This is a genomic window from Acinetobacter sp. ANC 5054 (genome assembly GCF_002135295.1).
GTDB lineage: Bacteria > Pseudomonadota > Gammaproteobacteria > Pseudomonadales > Moraxellaceae > Acinetobacter.
Map to the genome: position 1 here is coordinate 52,663 of NZ_NEGG01000003.1, position 15,936 is coordinate 68,598.

Annotated in this window: 20 protein-coding genes; 10 read left to right on the forward strand and 10 right to left on the reverse strand. The window is 38.7% G+C overall.

The annotated features are described in order from the left end of the window. The first annotated feature begins 217 nt into the window (after nt 1-217). Together B9T33_RS03955 and B9T33_RS03960 are read left to right on the forward strand one after the other, a co-directional pair. Nucleotides 218-442 (forward strand): hypothetical protein, encoded by a 225-nt coding sequence (locus tag B9T33_RS03955; RefSeq protein ID WP_086177661.1) that lies wholly within the window; start codon nt 218-220, stop codon nt 440-442. Nucleotides 443-726: 284 nt separating this feature from the next. Further along, entirely contained in the window at nt 727-975 is a 249-nt protein-coding gene (locus B9T33_RS03960) for a hypothetical protein (RefSeq protein ID WP_086177662.1), read from the forward strand. A gap of 54 nt (nt 976-1,029) precedes the next feature. Here the strand turns inward: B9T33_RS03960 and B9T33_RS03965 are convergent, their stop codons facing one another. After that, nucleotides 1,030-1,803 carry a phosphodiester glycosidase family protein gene (locus B9T33_RS03965; protein ID WP_228145779.1) on the reverse strand — a complete coding sequence of 258 codons (774 nt, stop codon included), beginning with the start codon at nt 1,801-1,803 and terminating at the stop codon, nt 1,030-1,032. Between the two features lie 137 nt (nt 1,804-1,940). Between B9T33_RS03965 and B9T33_RS03970 the strand changes: the two genes are divergently transcribed. Beyond that, entirely contained in the window at nt 1,941-2,477 is a 537-nt protein-coding gene (locus tag B9T33_RS03970) for a lecithin retinol acyltransferase family protein (protein WP_086177663.1), read from the forward strand. A 39-nt stretch (nt 2,478-2,516) separates the two neighbouring features. Here the strand turns inward: B9T33_RS03970 and B9T33_RS03975 are convergent, their stop codons facing one another. From B9T33_RS03975 to B9T33_RS03985, 3 genes are all read right to left on the reverse strand, one after another. Beyond that, nucleotides 2,517-2,972 (reverse strand): SRPBCC domain-containing protein, encoded by a 456-nt coding sequence (locus B9T33_RS03975; RefSeq protein WP_086177664.1) that lies wholly within the window; start codon nt 2,970-2,972, stop codon nt 2,517-2,519. A gap of 100 nt (nt 2,973-3,072) precedes the next feature. Then, nucleotides 3,073-3,984 (reverse strand): bestrophin family protein, encoded by a 912-nt coding sequence (locus B9T33_RS03980; protein ID WP_086177665.1) that lies wholly within the window; start codon nt 3,982-3,984, stop codon nt 3,073-3,075. A 123-nt stretch (nt 3,985-4,107) separates the two neighbouring features. Then, nucleotides 4,108-5,832 carry a glutamine--tRNA ligase/YqeY domain fusion protein gene (locus tag B9T33_RS03985; protein ID WP_086177666.1) on the reverse strand — a complete coding sequence of 575 codons (1,725 nt, stop codon included), beginning with the start codon at nt 5,830-5,832 and terminating at the stop codon, nt 4,108-4,110. Between the two features lie 167 nt (nt 5,833-5,999). Here B9T33_RS03985 and B9T33_RS03990 point away from each other — a divergent pair, with 167 nt between their 5' ends. Further along, entirely contained in the window at nt 6,000-6,509 is a 510-nt protein-coding gene (locus B9T33_RS03990; RefSeq protein ID WP_086177667.1) for a peptidylprolyl isomerase, read from the forward strand. Nucleotides 6,510-6,629: 120 nt separating this feature from the next. Then, nucleotides 6,630-7,349 (forward strand): UDP-2,3-diacylglucosamine diphosphatase, encoded by a 720-nt coding sequence (locus B9T33_RS03995; protein WP_086177869.1) that lies wholly within the window; start codon nt 6,630-6,632, stop codon nt 7,347-7,349. Between the two features lie 25 nt (nt 7,350-7,374). On the opposite strand, the gene B9T33_RS04000 is transcribed toward B9T33_RS03995, so the two are convergent. Beyond that, a complete protein-coding gene (locus tag B9T33_RS04000; RefSeq protein ID WP_086177668.1) occupies nt 7,375-7,590 on the reverse strand; it encodes a transposase in 216 nt (71 codons plus the stop codon). Between the two features lie 344 nt (nt 7,591-7,934). After that, nucleotides 7,935-8,729 carry a 4-hydroxy-2-oxoheptanedioate aldolase gene (gene hpaI, locus B9T33_RS04005; protein ID WP_086177669.1) on the reverse strand — a complete coding sequence of 265 codons (795 nt, stop codon included), beginning with the start codon at nt 8,727-8,729 and terminating at the stop codon, nt 7,935-7,937. Nucleotides 8,730-8,980: 251 nt separating this feature from the next. Between hpaI and nfsB the strand changes: the two genes are divergently transcribed. Together nfsB and B9T33_RS04015 are read left to right on the forward strand one after the other, a co-directional pair. Next, nucleotides 8,981-9,634, forward strand: coding sequence for an oxygen-insensitive NAD(P)H nitroreductase (gene nfsB, locus B9T33_RS04010; RefSeq protein WP_086177670.1), 654 nt, complete (start codon nt 8,981-8,983; stop codon nt 9,632-9,634). 176 nt (nt 9,635-9,810) lie between these two features. Continuing rightward, entirely contained in the window at nt 9,811-9,984 is a 174-nt protein-coding gene (locus tag B9T33_RS04015) for a hypothetical protein (RefSeq protein ID WP_228145780.1), read from the forward strand. Nucleotides 9,985-10,323: 339 nt separating this feature from the next. On the opposite strand, the gene B9T33_RS04025 is transcribed toward B9T33_RS04015, so the two are convergent. The 4 genes from B9T33_RS04025 to B9T33_RS04040 all read right to left on the reverse strand — a co-directional run bounded on the left by B9T33_RS04025 (nt 10,324) and on the right by B9T33_RS04040 (nt 14,092). Further along, entirely contained in the window at nt 10,324-11,181 is an 858-nt protein-coding gene (locus tag B9T33_RS04025) for a DMT family transporter (protein ID WP_086177673.1), read from the reverse strand. 133 nt (nt 11,182-11,314) lie between these two features. Beyond that, entirely contained in the window at nt 11,315-12,352 is a 1,038-nt protein-coding gene (gene fba / locus B9T33_RS04030) for a class II fructose-bisphosphate aldolase (protein WP_086177674.1), read from the reverse strand. A gap of 122 nt (nt 12,353-12,474) precedes the next feature. Beyond that, the gene (locus B9T33_RS04035) at nt 12,475-12,753 is read right to left on the reverse strand and encodes a hypothetical protein (protein WP_086177675.1); all 279 of its coding nucleotides are present in this window, start codon (nt 12,751-12,753) and stop codon (nt 12,475-12,477) included. A 151-nt stretch (nt 12,754-12,904) separates the two neighbouring features. Continuing rightward, complete coding sequence (locus B9T33_RS04040; protein ID WP_086177676.1) at nt 12,905-14,092, reverse strand: phosphoglycerate kinase; 1,188 nt, start codon at nt 14,090-14,092, stop codon at nt 12,905-12,907. Between the two features lie 138 nt (nt 14,093-14,230). Here B9T33_RS04040 and B9T33_RS04045 point away from each other — a divergent pair, with 138 nt between their 5' ends. The 3 genes from B9T33_RS04045 to B9T33_RS04055 all read left to right on the forward strand — a co-directional run bounded on the left by B9T33_RS04045 (nt 14,231) and on the right by B9T33_RS04055 (nt 15,846). Beyond that, complete coding sequence (locus tag B9T33_RS04045; RefSeq protein ID WP_086177677.1) at nt 14,231-14,614, forward strand: DUF2237 family protein; 384 nt, start codon at nt 14,231-14,233, stop codon at nt 14,612-14,614. Beyond that, on the forward strand, nt 14,614-15,207 hold the full coding sequence (locus tag B9T33_RS04050) for a Maf family protein (protein WP_086177678.1): 594 nt from the start codon (nt 14,614-14,616) through the stop codon (nt 15,205-15,207). The genes B9T33_RS04045 and B9T33_RS04050 overlap by 1 nt, the downstream gene beginning before the upstream one ends. 171 nt (nt 15,208-15,378) lie before the next feature. After that, nucleotides 15,379-15,846 (forward strand): hypothetical protein, encoded by a 468-nt coding sequence (locus B9T33_RS04055; RefSeq protein WP_143223992.1) that lies wholly within the window; start codon nt 15,379-15,381, stop codon nt 15,844-15,846. The last annotated feature ends 90 nt before the right edge of the window (nt 15,847-15,936 follow it).

The following is a 15,936-nucleotide window of genomic DNA, read 5'->3' on the forward strand; positions in this document are numbered from 1 at the left end:
AGCTTTAGATAAGCTCCTTTTTTATGATTTAAAAATCTATTTATATTCTAATCACATACAAAATTTTTCAGTCGATTTTTTGAGATGAGTTTAACAATTTAAAAAGTCCAATCGAAAAAACAATTGTTCAACTGTTTAAAATATCACTTTGGTAGTCTTGCTTTATTTAATGGATTGGTTATATTTCGTCCTATGTTAGGTCGTAAATGAAGGCTCTATGAGTTTTTGGCATAAGCTGTTCTCAGATGAACAGCAAAACGGGCATAAGAATCAAATTGCCTGTGTTGAAAATGATTGCTCTTGTAAAACCAATGAACAGCTCATTGCTGCTCTTACAACTGCAACAGATGAAGATGTTATTCTTGGTATTAAAAAGGTTCTTGCGTCTAGAGGTTATAGCCGCAGAGAGTTAAATGAAATCCAGCATCTACCTCTACAGTAGAGTCTAAACAGATACTCTTGAAAAGGCATTTTGTAATATACAAAATGCCTTTTTTAATGCAGCAACAAGCATAGATACCACGAACGTCTTAGTGCTTATCACATTACCCTACTTAAAAAATACCGAAACGAAACCCCTCGTAGAAATATAGTCTGGCTATTTATTCAGCTTGCGCTATACTCGTTCAAATAAGACACTATTTTCATTGGTTTTATTTTTTTAATCCAATTTTCTATTTTTAATTCACCCAATAAAAAACCCATTCAAAAACAACGGATATACACATGAATAAACTCTCAATTGCCCTACTCACCACTCTGTGCCTTGGTCTGACTGCTTGTAGCAAAATGCCAAAAGAATGTGAAGAATCTTGGGAAAAGCTAGAATCCCTGTCTAAGCAAATGGGGCTCAGTGAAGATCAGATTAAAGAGCAGAAAAAACAGTTTGAAGAAGAAATTTCTAAAAAACCTAAAGATGAAGCTATTCAAATTTGTAAAACTCAAACCAGCTTCTTAGGTTTAGTGGGTAAATAATCCAACTTCACAACCTTCAAATCATTTAGGACAAATAAGCTCGATTGTTCGGGCTTATTTACATTTAAACGTAGGTGTATAAGCCACGATTGGTCCTAAAGGTCGCAAATTCCTGTCAAATCGATTTAAGTCAGAAATCACCGCACTTGAAATTGAACCATCCAAATACAGCGCATCTTTCACACCTAGATTGTCTTTGAAATACTGAGCAAAGGCATAAAAAGATACCCCTGTACGGCTAATCACAAAATACAACTTTCCATTTTTTATCCCGACACCATTTCGAATTTTCAATGAATCAGATTTAGCTAAGAAATTTTGATTCATATGCCCATCGATCACCAACATTGGACCAGACTGGGTCGCATTACGTGCTTTGAAATTTGACGCTGCATATTTTTGCGTCGTCGTGATGATGGCTTGATTTGCATTCCATGCCAAAACACCATTTGGCTGAATTAAGAAATTACCAAAACCTTTGGTCGCACGGTTTAATGATTTTTGCTGTACACCATTTTCAATATATAAACCAACAGGACTCAAATTCGCCTGATACATCCCAGCATTCATCGCAAATTCCATTTTCTTACAAATGGGCTGTAATGATGTTTTTAATCGCTGGAAATCCTGATATGGCTGCCCATGTTTATCGTTCAAATAAAGCTGGAGATTACTTAAGTCGGTAATTTCCACCACATCCACAGCAATCGGTTGATTGATCCGATACGCCTGAAGTTTGGCGTATGTCATAGTTGGAGCTAGAACACCGCCTATTGCAATACAAAAGCCTATTTTTTTCACAGCTGCCTTTAAATTAAGCCAAAGCATTGTACACTCCAAAGCTGAACACAAAAGTTGATCAATATTTAGATGAATCACCGTTAAAATAGTCGATTAATTCACAGATTGAAAGTAGACTAGAACTTAATATATAGATCGGATTTTAGATTAGGATTCGCATAAATATGCATGTGCAGAAAGATGGTTATCCATTAGGAACACATCTAATTGTTAAACACTTAGGCTATAGCCATCATGGTATATACGCTGGTCGTGGTCGAGTAATTCACTACTCTGGTTTTGCACACCTTTTCAAAAAGCATCCGATTGAAATCACTTCGATTGAAAACTTCAGTCATGGCAAAAAAATTTTAGTTCAGCAGTATAACAACCCTAAATTTAAAGGGCGTAAAGTCGTGCGCCGCATGCGTTCACGTATGCATGAAAACAACTATCATCTCATTATTAATAACTGCGAACACTTATGTACTTGGGCCATTACAGGCGTTGAAAGTAGTCCACAAGTCTTCCGCATGATGAATCGACTAACCACCATTGGGTATATCAGTTCGATCATGACCTACATGAGCAGCATGATGCTCACTGTAACCACAACCTGCTTTGCTTTGGTATTCTATATTAAGAAGAAACTGCGCGAAAAAGCCAAAATGCAGATGCCTGTCTATAACTATTTAAAACGACAAGATCCTAAAAATCGTTAAACATTTAGTTTATAACGTCCTGTTTATATTTCATCTTTTTTAATGGGCTGATTCAAAAGGCGGAAATTTATCAAAGATTAGATTGGGTTCAATCTCATGTTCCAAAAATATTTTTGCGGCATCCAAAACTGTCGTGAAACCACCTGTAGCATCAATCACAAAATCGATTAATGCTTGATCTTGCAGTGGGATGTCATAGTTTTTAATATGCACATAGGTTTCCATTGCAGAGACTTTTTCAAAGATAAAATCGACTTTGGTTTTGGGATCACCCCATTCTAGTCTGATCAGTTCATTTTCTTTTATTTTTAATACATGTACTTGGGCAACAGCATGATATTTTTCCCATGTCCATTCAACCTTGGCACCTTGCTCCAAATAACCTGTTGAGGAACTAAACCAAAATTTCTGCGTGATTAATGGATCAACAAAAGCGTTAAAGACGATATTGATTGACTTGCGAATCAACATTTGCGTTTCAATCACTGCATTCATTTTTATCTTCCTTAATTATTGTTCTATTCAGTGATAGCATAGTTTTAAAATAATTCACCACCACTGAATTGTTATTTCAAAATCACATGTAACTGCTAAATCAGCTTAAATTACCTTTAGATGCTAACAATGCAGGTGGTAATTCAGCGCCTAATGAGCTGAGCATTTCCCGTTCAACACTACGGACAATTGAATCTAAGGCTAAATCATTTTCCTGTTCACCAAACGGCTCTTCTAGTTCCGCACTGAGCGCATCCAGACCCAAAAATAGATACGCAATCAGCGCTACAATGACAGGTGTCCATATGCCTAGGCTAGATTCCAAGCTAAAAGGCAGAATAAAGCAAAAAGAATATACAGCGCGGTGTAGCAGTACTGAATAGGAAAATGGCAAAGGCGTTGAAGAAATACGGTCACAGCCCGCGTGGATATCCCCCAGTGCGATAGTGTGCTTGGTTAATCCTGTATAAATAATGTCTGAAATCCGACCTTGCTTATACAACTCAGCCAAATCCTTTTGCACGATTTCCAGCACATACTGCGGTGGGTTCATTTGGCTTTGTAAGGCTTGCCACTGCGTATCGGATAATTGAACATGTTCACGATAATGCTCAAAAGACTGAGATTTTTTTCTTAATCGATCACGCAATAAATGCGTAAATAGCATGACGCGATACATCATCACTTGACGTTCATGATTATTCAGCACATGACTATCGCGAATAATATGGCGTGTATCTGCAATCAATGCGCCCCATAACTTACGCCCTTCCCACCAACGCTCATAGCAAGCCGTATTACGAAAACTAAGGAAGATCGAAAGTATTACCCCAAAAATGGTAAAACCAATGGCGGGAACTTCGGGAACCTGTACAAAATGATGCGCAGCCAAATAAACCAATGCCGCTGAGATCAGCACAACCATCATCAATGCAACAAAGACCTTAGGTAAAATCGTGCCATGCCATGCAAACAGCAATTTAAAGCTATTGGATTTATCTCGAATAATCACGCTTCTTCCTTAATAGATGTTCTTGCAGCCTTTGAATTATTTGACATGAAAAAGCCCAACCGAAGTTGAGCTAAATCTTAAACTACTTATAAATCAATATAAATCATATTGAAAAATAAGAAATTATTTACCCGGTTTAAAGCTATCTTTTAAGTCTAAGATACGGTTAAACACTGGTTTTGCAGCTGAGTGATCAAATTGATCTGCCACAAAGTAGCCTTCACGCTCAAATTGGAAACGATCTTCAGGTTGAGCGTCTGCAAGTGCAGGCTCAATCACTGCTTGAACCACTTTGAGTGATTCAGGGTTTAAGTTTGCCAAGAAATCATCACCTACTTCAGGGTCAGATTCAGTGAATAAACGGTCGTAGATACGAACTTCTGCAGGAATACCTTTGCTTGCAGAAACCCAATGCACTACACCTTTCACTTTACGACCTTCAGGGTTTTTACCTAAAGTTTCAGGGTCAATTGAACATTTCAGCTCAACCACTTCACCATTCGCATCTTTAATCACTTCATCGCACTTAATCACATAAGCATGACGTAAACGTACTTCACCACCCGGAATGAGACGTTTAAAGCCTTTAGGTGCCACTTCTTCAAAGTCTTTACGGTCAATGTAAATATCTTGAGTCAATGGAATGATACGGTCGCCCATATCCACGTTTGGATGACGCGCATGACTTACATCCATTGCTTCAGGCAAGTTGGTTAAAGTCACTTTCAGTGGATTCAACACAGCCATACCACGAGCAGCCGTATTTTCTAAAGATTGGCGGATGCAGTATTCAAGCATTGCAACATCAACAATACTGCCGTCAACTTTAGTCACACCAACACGCTTACAGAAATCGCGCAGACCTTCAGGCGTAAAACCACGACGACGCATACCCACTACTGTTGGCATACGAGGATCATCCCAACCATTGACATGACCACCTTCAACCAATTTACGTAATTTACGTTTAGAGGTAATGGTGTAATCCACATTTAAACGGCTAGATTCGTACTGACGCGGTACAGATGGGGACTTAACTTTTTCCACAACCCAATCATAGAATGGACGATGATCCACAAACTCTAATGTACATAGCGAGTGCGTTACGCCTTCAATCGCATCTGATAAAGGATGCGCATAGTCGTACATCGGGTACATTTTCCATTTATCACCCGTTTGGTGATGTTCAGAATGAAGTACACGATACAAAATAGGATCACGCATGTGGATGTTCGGTGAAGTCATGTCAATTTTGGCACGCAGTACTGCCTTACCTTCACCTAGCTCACCGTTACGCATTTGTTCAAAGCGTGCTAAGTTTTCTTCAACTGAAGCATCGCGATATGGCGAGTTTTTACCCGGCTCAATAAAGTTACCGCGGTTCAATTTGATTTCTTCAGGTGACTGTAAGTCCACATAGGCATCACCTTGTTCAATCAATTGAATTGCCCAAGTATAAAGCTGATCAAAATAGCTAGACGCATAACGTGGTTCGCCATTCCACTCGAAACCTAACCATTTCACATCGTTGGCAATACCATCGACATACTCTTGTTCTTCTGCATCTGGGTTTGTATCGTCAAAACGCAGATTACATAGTCCTGTAAATTCTTGAGCAATACCAAAGTTCAGGCAGATTGCTTTTACATGACCAATATGAAGATAACCATTTGGCTCTGGCGGGAAACGTGTAATCACTTGTTGAGTACGACCAGCCGCTAAATCATCCGTAATCACCTGACGTACAAAGTCTAAGCCCGGCTGTTGTTCCTGCTGCACAGCATCGACGGCGTTACTATTTGGTGTCGGGGTGTTTGGCAGTGTTGAAACAACATCATTTGGCTTCATAGCAGTAAAATCACTTCTAAAATAAAAAATTAGGATAATTAAAACGCTTTTCTTCATTTTTAACAAAGAAAATAACGTTTTTACTTGCCTTGTAGTTTACAGTTTGCTTATGCTTCTCACAACCAAAAAACCCATGGCTTTCATGTCCATGTATAGGAGATTACACAATGAGTTTTCCTCAAGTTGAATTAAACACCAATAAAGGTCGTATTGTTCTTGAGCTTAACACTGATAAAGCACCTAAAACTGCTGAAAACTTCTTACAGTATGTTCGCGATGGTTTCTATGACGGCGTGATTTTCCACCGTGTTATTGATGGTTTCATGATCCAAGGCGGCGGCATGGATGAAAACTTCAAAGAAAAAACAACGCGTGACTCTATTGAAAACGAAGCTGACAACGGTCTAAGCAACGATGTGGGTACAATCGCTATGGCGCGTACTCAAGCACCTCACTCTGCTTCTGCTCAATTCTTCATTAACGTAAAAAACAACTCTTTCCTTAACCACACTGGTAAAACAGCGCAAGGTTGGGGTTATGCAGTGTTTGGTAAAGTAACTGAAGGTCTTGACATTGTTGACGCGATCAAAGGCGTTCGTACAGGTAACCGTGGCTACCACGCTGACGTTCCTCTAGAGAACGTTGTAATCGAATCAGCAAAAATCATTTCTGAATAATTTTTAAATCCTCCCCAGCCCTCCTTTACTAAAGGAGGGAGCTTCATATCTTTAGGATGCTGGATCTCCTCCCTTTGAAAAAGGGAGGCTGGGAGGGATTCTAAAATAAGGAAAATGACCGTGACCTATCTGTTTATCTCTGATTTACATTTGTCACCTGAACACCCTCGACTCGTTCGGGGGTTTTTAGCTTTGTTAGAGCAATATAAAAATCAAAATACCCAGTTGTATATTTTAGGTGATTGGTTCAATGCTTGGATTGGTGATGACTTCACTGCCCCTTGGTTAGATGAAATCGTTCATGCCTTAAAAGATTTCAATGCAGCAGGCAATCACATATATTTCCAAGTTGGTAATCGAGACTTCGCTTTAGGTCAAAAGTTTTTAAATAAGTTTGATGGTCATTTATTAAATGATATCGATAACATCAGCATAGGCTCAATCCAAATTCGCCTTGAACATGGTGATCTGCTCTGTACCGACGATGTGTCCTATCAAAAATTCCGTAAAATTATACGCAACCCAATATTGCTTGGCTTTCTGAAAAGTTTACCTATAAGTTTTAGACAAAAAATTGCCAATGGCTTTCGTAAAAAAAGCGCGGAAACCAAACAAGTTAAATCGTATGACATTATGGATGTGAATCAAACTGCGGTCAGTCTTGCACTTAAAAATGCTGATCTTTTGATACATGGACATACACACAGACCGAATATACATCAAGTTGCAGATAAAAAAAGAATCGTGCTTGGTGATTGGCGTGAGCATGACGCACAGATTTTAGAAATCCAGAGCGATCTAGATTTCAAAGATTTAAAACTCAAAACGTGGCATTATTAAAACACCACGTTGATATTATGTAAGATTAGAAACGATATAGTCGGTTGATGCCCGTATAGAAACTTTTACCATCGACATTGAGCGGAAACGTTTCACCTGTTTCAAGTTCAACCATTTGACCAACATCCACCATAATAAAACCATTTGGTGTACTTTGCTGACGTTGTAATGGCACTAATTTTACATTGATTTGACCACCATTAACTGCGGTCGCGACAAAGCTTTCATTTAAATTTTTCAAAACATTTACTCATCATATGAGCTTTTTGTGACTAAACGAAGAGATTAATAAACACAAATTTAATAATATTTCTGTAGTTACGATATGTTGTTACATAGAGTATTTTCAGGCGGGAAATTTCTGAAAAAATAAATCACAAACAGCTAGAAACAAATAGTAAGCACAATACTTACTCTGAAGTTGGCGTTTTATACAGTACTTTTTATCAAATGGCAAATATTTCAGCTGTATTCTTTAAGACATTTTATATTTTTGACTTCAAATTAAACCTAATCAATTGTTAATTGATAAATAAATTTCAAATAAAAAGCAGCACATTGCTGCTTTTTGGTTTTAGTATACGATTAATAACCACCTTCGGTTATTGTTATTTTTGCTTCAGGTTTATATTTGGCTAAAAGTTCTCGCAGTGAATTCATTAATACACTGGTATCCACCCCGACAGCAACAAACTCAGTACCCAATTCTAAATACTGCTGTGTAGCATCATGTTGCGTTGATAAAATTCCGGCTGCCTTACCTGCAGCACGAATTCGTTGAATTGCATCAATCACAGTTTTTTGTACTTCTGGATGGTTTGGGTTGCCTTGATAGCCCATAGTTGCAGACAAATCAACAGCGCCAATAAATACGCCATCAATCCCCTCTACTTTCAAAATTTTATCCAGATTTTTAATCCCTTCTACCGATTCAATTTGAATCAATAGACAAATATTCTCATGGGCCGTTGCATAGTAGTCTGGAATACTATTCCAACGCGTTGCACGTGCCAGTGCAGCACCAACACCGCGAATGCCTTCAGGTGGGTAATGTACAGCTTTTACCATCAATTGAGCCTGTTCGACCGTTTCCACCATCGGAATGAGTAATGTTTGCGCACCAATGTCGAGTAATTGTTTAATCAGTTGCACACTTCCAATCGGTGGACGTACCACAGCTTGAGATGGATAGGCTGCAATACTTTGTAACTGCGCCAATGTTGTTCGCAAATCACTCGGTGCATGTTCACCATCTATCAGCAACCAGTCATATCCTGCATTGGCTGCAATTTCAGTACCATAGGCATCTGCCAGACCGACCCATAAACCAATTTGCTGCTGGTTTTTTAGCTTCTGTTTAAAGTGATTGGTGTAATCCATGCGACCTACTCATATTTGAACTATGATAAACGTCTTTCAATTAAACGCCTTTTGGCAAAAACTACCAATAGGATTTTGCTATTTCTTCATTTTTAAAAACGCTCATTCAATCCAAAACCTACATATTTCTAATTATTTATATAACATTACATCGACATATAAGACTAATATCTATATTTAGAGTAAAAACTGTTTAGACCTAAATTCTAGTAATCCGTTAAACTAATAGAAACTTTATCTGGAGATTTTCGATGGATCTGTTAAACATTTCAAAACAACGCTACACCACTAAAGCTTATGATCCAACGAAGAAAATTCCACAAGAACAGTTTGAACGCCTATTACAGATTCTACGTTTAGCGCCCTCATCTATTAATATTCAACCTTGGCATTTTTTTATTGCAGACAATGATGCTGCGAAACAGCGTATTGCGAAAGCATTGGTTGGGAAATACTCATACAATGCGCCTAAAGTACTGGATTCGTCACACACTATATTATTTTGCACCAAAGCAGACATTACCGAACAGCATTTAGAAAATTTGCTTACCCAAGATGACAACAGTGGACGCTTTAAAGATGACAAAGCAAAACAAGGCCAAAAAGATAGTCGTACTGGTTATGTAGATTATTACCGCAATGAAAAAGGTGATGTTCAACGCTGGGCAGAAAACCAAACGTTTATTGCACTCGGTCAAATGTTATTGGCTGCGGGTATTGAAGATATTGATGCTACGCCTATTGGCGGATTTGATGAAGACATTATTAGCCAAGAATTGGAACTCTCAGAGCATGGTTTAATACCATCTGTGATTATGACGCTGGGTTATCGCAGTGAAAATGACTTCAATGCAAAATTGCCAAAATCGCGTTTAAAGGCTGAAGATATTTTTACACACTTGTAAACTTTTCATAAAACCGACGAAAGGTGCTTTAAAGCACCTTTTTTGTCATTTCAGGACTTATTTTTTAAACAATAATCGAGTATATTTTGCACAAATTTCAAACAGGTTTCTCTCCCATGCCGACAGCTATAAAATCACCAATGAAATTTCGTTGCAACGCGTGCAAAACGGTTTATATGCAAAAATATTTTAGTGATATGGTTCATAGTTATCCTAACTGCCCAAACTGTAATCAAGCCGGTCAGCTACAAGGAACAATGGAAGCACAAGATATATTGAAGTACCCTGTTGCTGTAGGTAAATGCTATCTAGAAAATACCTTACAACGCTTTCAACAACTGACTCGCTAAATATAATTTGAATAAAAAAATCCCCACTTTCGGGGATTTTTTTATGTGCAAATCATTTTGCAACAAAGCTCAGAATGCTATTTCGAATTATGGTCTGATATTTGCAATATTGATGGAATCAAAACGACAAAGTCAACTCGAGGTGAAATATGTATGCGCTTTTACACATGCCGATGAAGTTTGAATGCACACATTGCAATCACTGCTATTTTCATTCCTATCGACTTGAAAATCATCATTATCCAACCTGTCCAGATTGCCACCAAGCTGGTCGGCTTTTAGGTCTGGTTGAATTCAATGATCTCATTCAACATCCGATGTTTTATGCAACACGTTACTTTAAACAGACATGGCATAAGCTAAAAAAACCACACTCATAATGCCTGCGATTAAACCAAAGATGGTTGCTACCTTGAGCCTTTCTTTGAATATAATCAAACCTGCGAGCACACCAAATACCACCACCAATATATTCATGCCAGCGAACACCACAGCTGGCGTATCTTTTAGCAACATGTGTGCTTTCACATATAAGGCAATATTGGCAAAATTTAAAATCCCCAACCCTAAACCTGCGAGCACACTTTTAGTTTGTCCAACACTTTTATATTGAACCAAGTTATAAACAACAGACAGTATAAATGCACAAATAAAGACCAAATTTAAGGTGACAGCAAACTGCATGCCCAAACCTGATGCAAATTTAAGCAGTACATCAATGAGTGCATATCCTGCCCAAACACTGAGCAGAAATAGCATACCTTCATTGCCAGCATGGTGATCAGATTTTCGTTGTGATAATAAAATTAATAATACAGCCAGCACACCAAGTGCAATCCCCACAAGCTTAATAGCATTAAAATATTCATTAAAAACAAAATAAGCTCCTGTTAAAGATAATACGACAGATAAACGCTGTGCTAATTCAGTTTTTAAAATGCCTGCAGACTGTAAGGATCTGACTAAACAATAGAAAATACTGGGCAATAATACCCCGAGAGCAATAATTAATATCCAAGGTGTTTTATATAGCGAGACATGAGCTAAGTCTGGTTTAAACCAGTAAAAACACAGAATACTTGCCGAAGCATAATTCCAAGTAATCATTTGCGCGGGATTTAGCCCTTTATCACGGCTCATTTTCAAAATGACAGAGACAAGGACGCTACAGATGGCTGCAGCAAAGATCAGTTCCATTGCATGCTCTTGTTATAAAATTTAAGTAAATGACATCTTTTTATTATCAACTTAGATCAGCATAAAGAAAAGCCCACATTATGTGGGCTTTTCTCGCTAAATAATTCAGCTTAAGATCAATTCTTAAGACCAATTATTTATATTGATTCACCATTTTCTCTAAAGAAATTGGGCGAATCTTGTCAGCATTACCTGCTGTACCAAATGCTTCATAACGATCGATACAAATTTGTTTCATTGCATCAACTGTTGCACTGAAGAATTTACGTGGGTCGAATTCAGCTGGTTTTTCAGCCATCATGCGACGCATTGCACCTGTAGAAGCAAGACGTAAGTCAGTATCGATGTTAATTTTACGAACACCGTGTTTGATTGCGTCTACAAGTTGTTCTACTGGAACACCGTAAGTTTCGCCAATGTTACCGCCAAATTCATTGATAACAGCTAACCATTCTTGTGGCACTGAGCTTGAACCGTGCATAACAAGATGCGTATTTGGTAACGCAGCGTGAATTTCTTTGATACGGTCAATCGCTAGAATGTCACCTGTAGGTGGACGAGTGAATTTGTACGCACCGTGTGAAGTACCCACTGCAATTGCCAATGCATCAACATTGGTGTCAGCAACGAATGAACGCGCTTCTTCAACTGAAGTTAATAGTTGAGAATGGTCAAGTACGCCTTCAGCGCCTACGCCATCTTCTTCACCAGCCATACCAGTTTCAAGGCTACCTAAGCAACCAATCTCACCTTCTACTGAAACGCCACACGCATGTGCCATTTGAACAGTACGACGAGTTACTTCTACGTTGTATTCATATGAAGTTGGTGTTTTACCATCTTCACCTAAAGAACCATCCATCATGACTGATGAGAAGCCTAACTGAATAGAACGTTGACATACGTCAGGGCTTGTACCATGGTCTTGGTGCATAACCACAGGAATGTGTGGCCACTCTTCGATTGCTGCCAAAATCAAATGACGCAAGAACGGAGCGCCTGCATACTTACGAGCACCTGCAGACGCTTGTACGATCACAGGTGAATTCGTAGCATCAGCGGCAAGCATAATTGCACGCATTTGTTCTAAGTTGTTTACATTGAATGCTGGTACGCCGTAAGCATGTTCGCCGGCGTGATCCAAGAGCTGGCGCAATGAAATAAGAGCCATAATATCCTCCCAGGTAATGCCGCATATTCTACATGCTCAATCATTTCAATTCAGCAACAAATAACACTATTTAAAAAAAAATCCCTGCATTTGCAGGGACTTTTTAAATAAAGACAACAAACTTAGTGTGTTGCTGCTGCTGACGCTTCAGTTTCAGCATGAGCAGTTGCTTCATCTGCAGGAGCATTTGCAAGTTCAGCAGGCACGTCTTGATTCTTTTCATCAAGTACAGGTTTGTCTAATGCATCAATGGCTTTTTGCTGCTCTGGACTTGTTTGCACATCATCAGTTGCAACAGAAGAAGCTTCTGTGCCCGCTGCCGGTGCTTGTTCTTTTTTAGCACAAGCTGTAAGTGTTAATGGCGCGATCATAAGTACAGCTAAAGCTAATTTAAATTTCATTGGTGTTTCCTACTGCAACGTATTAGGTGTTGCAAAGAATTTTATTGCAGAAATATTGCACTTTGATGACGTTCAAATGAACGCCCATAAAAAAAGGCTAACCGACGTTAGCCTTTTTCATATCAAACACGATCTGATTGATCATGTGAAATTATGCACGATCAAGAAGTGCTGCAACTGCAGGAAGTGTTTTTCCTTCAACGAATTCAAGGAATGCGCCACCACCAGTCGAGATATAACCAATTTTGTCTGCTACTTCATATTTATCGATTGCAGCCAAAGTATCACCACCACCTGCAATAGAGAAACCTTCAGATTCAGCAATCGCTAAAGACAGTGTTTTTGTACCTTCGCCGAATTGATCTACTTCAAATACGCCCACTGGGCCATTCCAAAGGATGGTTTTCGATGTTTTTAAAATTTCAGCAAATGCTTTAGCCGTTTCTGGACCTACATCCAAGATCATATCGTTATCAGCAACGTCTTTAACTTTTTTCACAGTTGCTTTAGCTGTAGCCAATGAACCTAAGAAGTCTGCAAAATCAATTTCTGAAGCATCTGCAACAACTACATCAGTTGGTAATGGCACTGAAACTTTTGCAGAAATCGCTTTTGCAGTATCAATCAAATCATTTTCGCAAAGTGATTTACCAACATTAAAGCCTGCCGCTGCCAAGAAAGTATTGGCAATACCACCACCCACGATCAATTGATCACAGATATCAGAAAGTGACGTCAATACATCTAATTTAGTTGAAACTTTAGAACCAGCAACAATCGCAACCATTGGTTTTGCTGGAGTTTTCAATGCACGACCTAAAGCATCAAGTTCAGCAGCAAGTAATGGACCTGCAGCAGCAACTTTTGCACAGCGTGCAACACCTTCTGTAGATGCTTCTGCACGGTGTGCAGTACCAAATGCATCCATAACATACACGTCACAAAGTGCAGCGTATTTAGCAGCTAATTCAGGGTTATTTTTCTTTTCACCCACGTTGAAACGGCAGTTTTCAAGCAATACCACTTGACCTGCAGCAACTTCAACACCATTTAAATAGTCAGTGATTAATTGAACATTTTGACCTAAAGCTTCTGTTAAATAAGCTGCCACTGGAGCAAGAGATTGCTCAGCTTTAGGTTCACCTTCAACAGGACGACCTAAGTGTGAATACACCATTACAGCAGCACCTTTTGCTACAGCTGCTTTAATTGTGGGTAATGCAGCACGTAAACGTGCGTCGCTTGTAATCACGCCATTTTTAACTGGTACGTTTAAATCCTCACGGATCAGAACACGTTTACCCGCCAAATCAAGGTCAGTCATACGCTGAAAGTTCATGTATCGCTCTCTTATTAATTTCAAAACGCCACGATTTTAAATGATTATGCAGAAAAACGTTAGCTTCTTTTGCAGAAAAGCTATGTAGGGGCAAAGTTTTGTTATGATAGAGAAAAGCCTTATAAAGATTCAGCGCTTATGTCTATTCATCCAGACCCGAATATCAATCGTTTAAATGTTTTAGGCGAGCCACTTGCGAGCTGTTGCTTTGATCCGATTACCGGATATTTTAGAAATGGTTTTTGTCACACAGCGACAACTGACCTTGGTCAACACACCATGTGTGTACAAATGACATCTGAATTTTTAAACTTTTCTCAAAAAGTTGGTAATGACTTAATCACACCCTTACCCGAAGTTGGTTTTCCAGGCTTACAACCTGGGGACTTTTGGTGTATCTGTGTGACCCGCTGGGTGGAAGCATTTCAAGCAGGATTTGCCCCACCTATTAAAATACAAGCGTGTCACCAAGCGGCACTCTCTTATGTCCCGCTTGATGTACTTATGGAATATGCAGTGTAATGAGTACTCCCAAAATCATATTGGCTTCAAGCAGCCAAACCCGTAAAGACCTGATGGACCGTTTACGGATTGATTATCACTCAGTTGTACCAGATATAGATGAGAGCCCACGCGGTGAAAACCACGCCGACGAGCTTGCAAAACGACTGGCTTTCGAAAAAGCCCGTTTTATTGCTGAACAAAACCCAGATGCGATTGTCATTGGCTCAGACCAAGTCGCTTGGCGTGAAGGTGCTCCAGATATTTTTATCGGTAAGCCACTTTGCAATGAAAAAGCTGTTAAGCAACTGCAAGCCAACTCTGACAAAATTGTGTATTTCAGCACTGCTCTTAGTGTCCAACAGCAGTCCACAGGTTATGAACAAACATTGGTCGAACATTATAAAGTGAAATTTCGCAAATTAAGCTTGCCTGAAATTGAACGTTATGTAGAAGTGGAACAGCCCTTGCACTGTGCTGGTAGCTTTAAATGTGAAAGCTTAGGGATTAGCTTGTTTGAGGAAATGATCGGTCAAGACCAAACCACACTGATGGGTATGCCAATGATTAAGCTCTGCGGTATTTTGCGTGATCTGAAAATATTGGTGCCTTAATTTTTTTCAATTTATATTTTTTTCATTCATCATTAGCTCCATGAGTTAATGATGAAATTTATTTAATTTTTTATAACCAAGAACTGACGCATTATGACAAAGAATCTTTTAACTTCTGGCTTGATTGCACTTACTTTAGTTTTTAGCGTAGCCCAAACTCAGGCAACAACGGTGAATCAAAATACGGTTTCTACTCCTTCACAATATAATAAAAACCTCGTGAATGAATGGGTAAAATACAAATTTATTTATGCGGAATTGGAACAGCAAGGTTCTGCTATGCAGGCAAATATTGTTCAGCAACTCGGTAAAAAGACAAAAACTGGTACAAGCATTAACGCTGAAACTCAATTAAAAAAGTTAGTTGATGACGCTCGTATTAAGCTAAAAAGTATTCAACCTCAAACCACAGAAATTCAAAAGCTTCTACAACTCCAAAGTGAAAATTTGGATATGATGCTCAAAGTGATGCCTAATCATTTTAAACTCATCTCTGAAGGCGATAATACAAAAATTGATACAGCACATCATTTTGAAGAGTTTATGAAATTTTCAGAAACGACAGCTGCTGCAAATGCATATGAAAAAGATGTTGAAAATCAGGTTATGCTCTATCTAAAGAATAATCCTTTAAACTAATTCAAGTTTTTTACTTCATCACCAATTAATGTAAAATTGAGTCTTGCTAAAAACTGGAATCTCAAGGGACAATAGCACCATTGAAATTTT

Coding starts and splice junctions, on each gene's coding strand:
- B9T33_RS03955 (WP_086177661.1), top strand. CDS start 218: ATGAGTTTTTGGCATAAGCTGTTCTCAGATGAACAGCAAAACGGGCAT.
- B9T33_RS03965 (WP_228145779.1), bottom strand. CDS start 1,803: ATGCTTTGGCTTAATTTAAAGGCAGCTGTGAAAAAAATAGGCTTTTGT.
- B9T33_RS04045 (WP_086177677.1), top strand. CDS start 14,231: ATGTCTATTCATCCAGACCCGAATATCAATCGTTTAAATGTTTTAGGC.
- nfsB (WP_086177670.1), top strand. CDS start 8,981: ATGGATCTGTTAAACATTTCAAAACAACGCTACACCACTAAAGCTTAT.
- fba (WP_086177674.1), bottom strand. CDS start 12,352: ATGGCTCTTATTTCATTGCGCCAGCTCTTGGATCACGCCGGCGAACAT.
- B9T33_RS04025 (WP_086177673.1), bottom strand. CDS start 11,181: ATGGAACTGATCTTTGCTGCAGCCATCTGTAGCGTCCTTGTCTCTGTC.
- B9T33_RS04050 (WP_086177678.1), top strand. CDS start 14,614: ATGAGTACTCCCAAAATCATATTGGCTTCAAGCAGCCAAACCCGTAAA.
- B9T33_RS03985 (WP_086177666.1), bottom strand. CDS start 5,832: ATGAAGCCAAATGATGTTGTTTCAACACTGCCAAACACCCCGACACCA.
- B9T33_RS03990 (WP_086177667.1), top strand. CDS start 6,000: ATGAGTTTTCCTCAAGTTGAATTAAACACCAATAAAGGTCGTATTGTT.
- B9T33_RS03975 (WP_086177664.1), bottom strand. CDS start 2,972: ATGAATGCAGTGATTGAAACGCAAATGTTGATTCGCAAGTCAATCAAT.
- hpaI (WP_086177669.1), bottom strand. CDS start 8,729: ATGGATTACACCAATCACTTTAAACAGAAGCTAAAAAACCAGCAGCAA.
- B9T33_RS03960 (WP_086177662.1), top strand. CDS start 727: ATGAATAAACTCTCAATTGCCCTACTCACCACTCTGTGCCTTGGTCTG.
- B9T33_RS03970 (WP_086177663.1), top strand. CDS start 1,941: ATGCATGTGCAGAAAGATGGTTATCCATTAGGAACACATCTAATTGTT.
- B9T33_RS04040 (WP_086177676.1), bottom strand. CDS start 14,092: ATGAACTTTCAGCGTATGACTGACCTTGATTTGGCGGGTAAACGTGTT.
- B9T33_RS04015 (WP_228145780.1), top strand. CDS start 9,811: ATGCAAAAATATTTTAGTGATATGGTTCATAGTTATCCTAACTGCCCA.
- B9T33_RS04035 (WP_086177675.1), bottom strand. CDS start 12,753: ATGAAATTTAAATTAGCTTTAGCTGTACTTATGATCGCGCCATTAACA.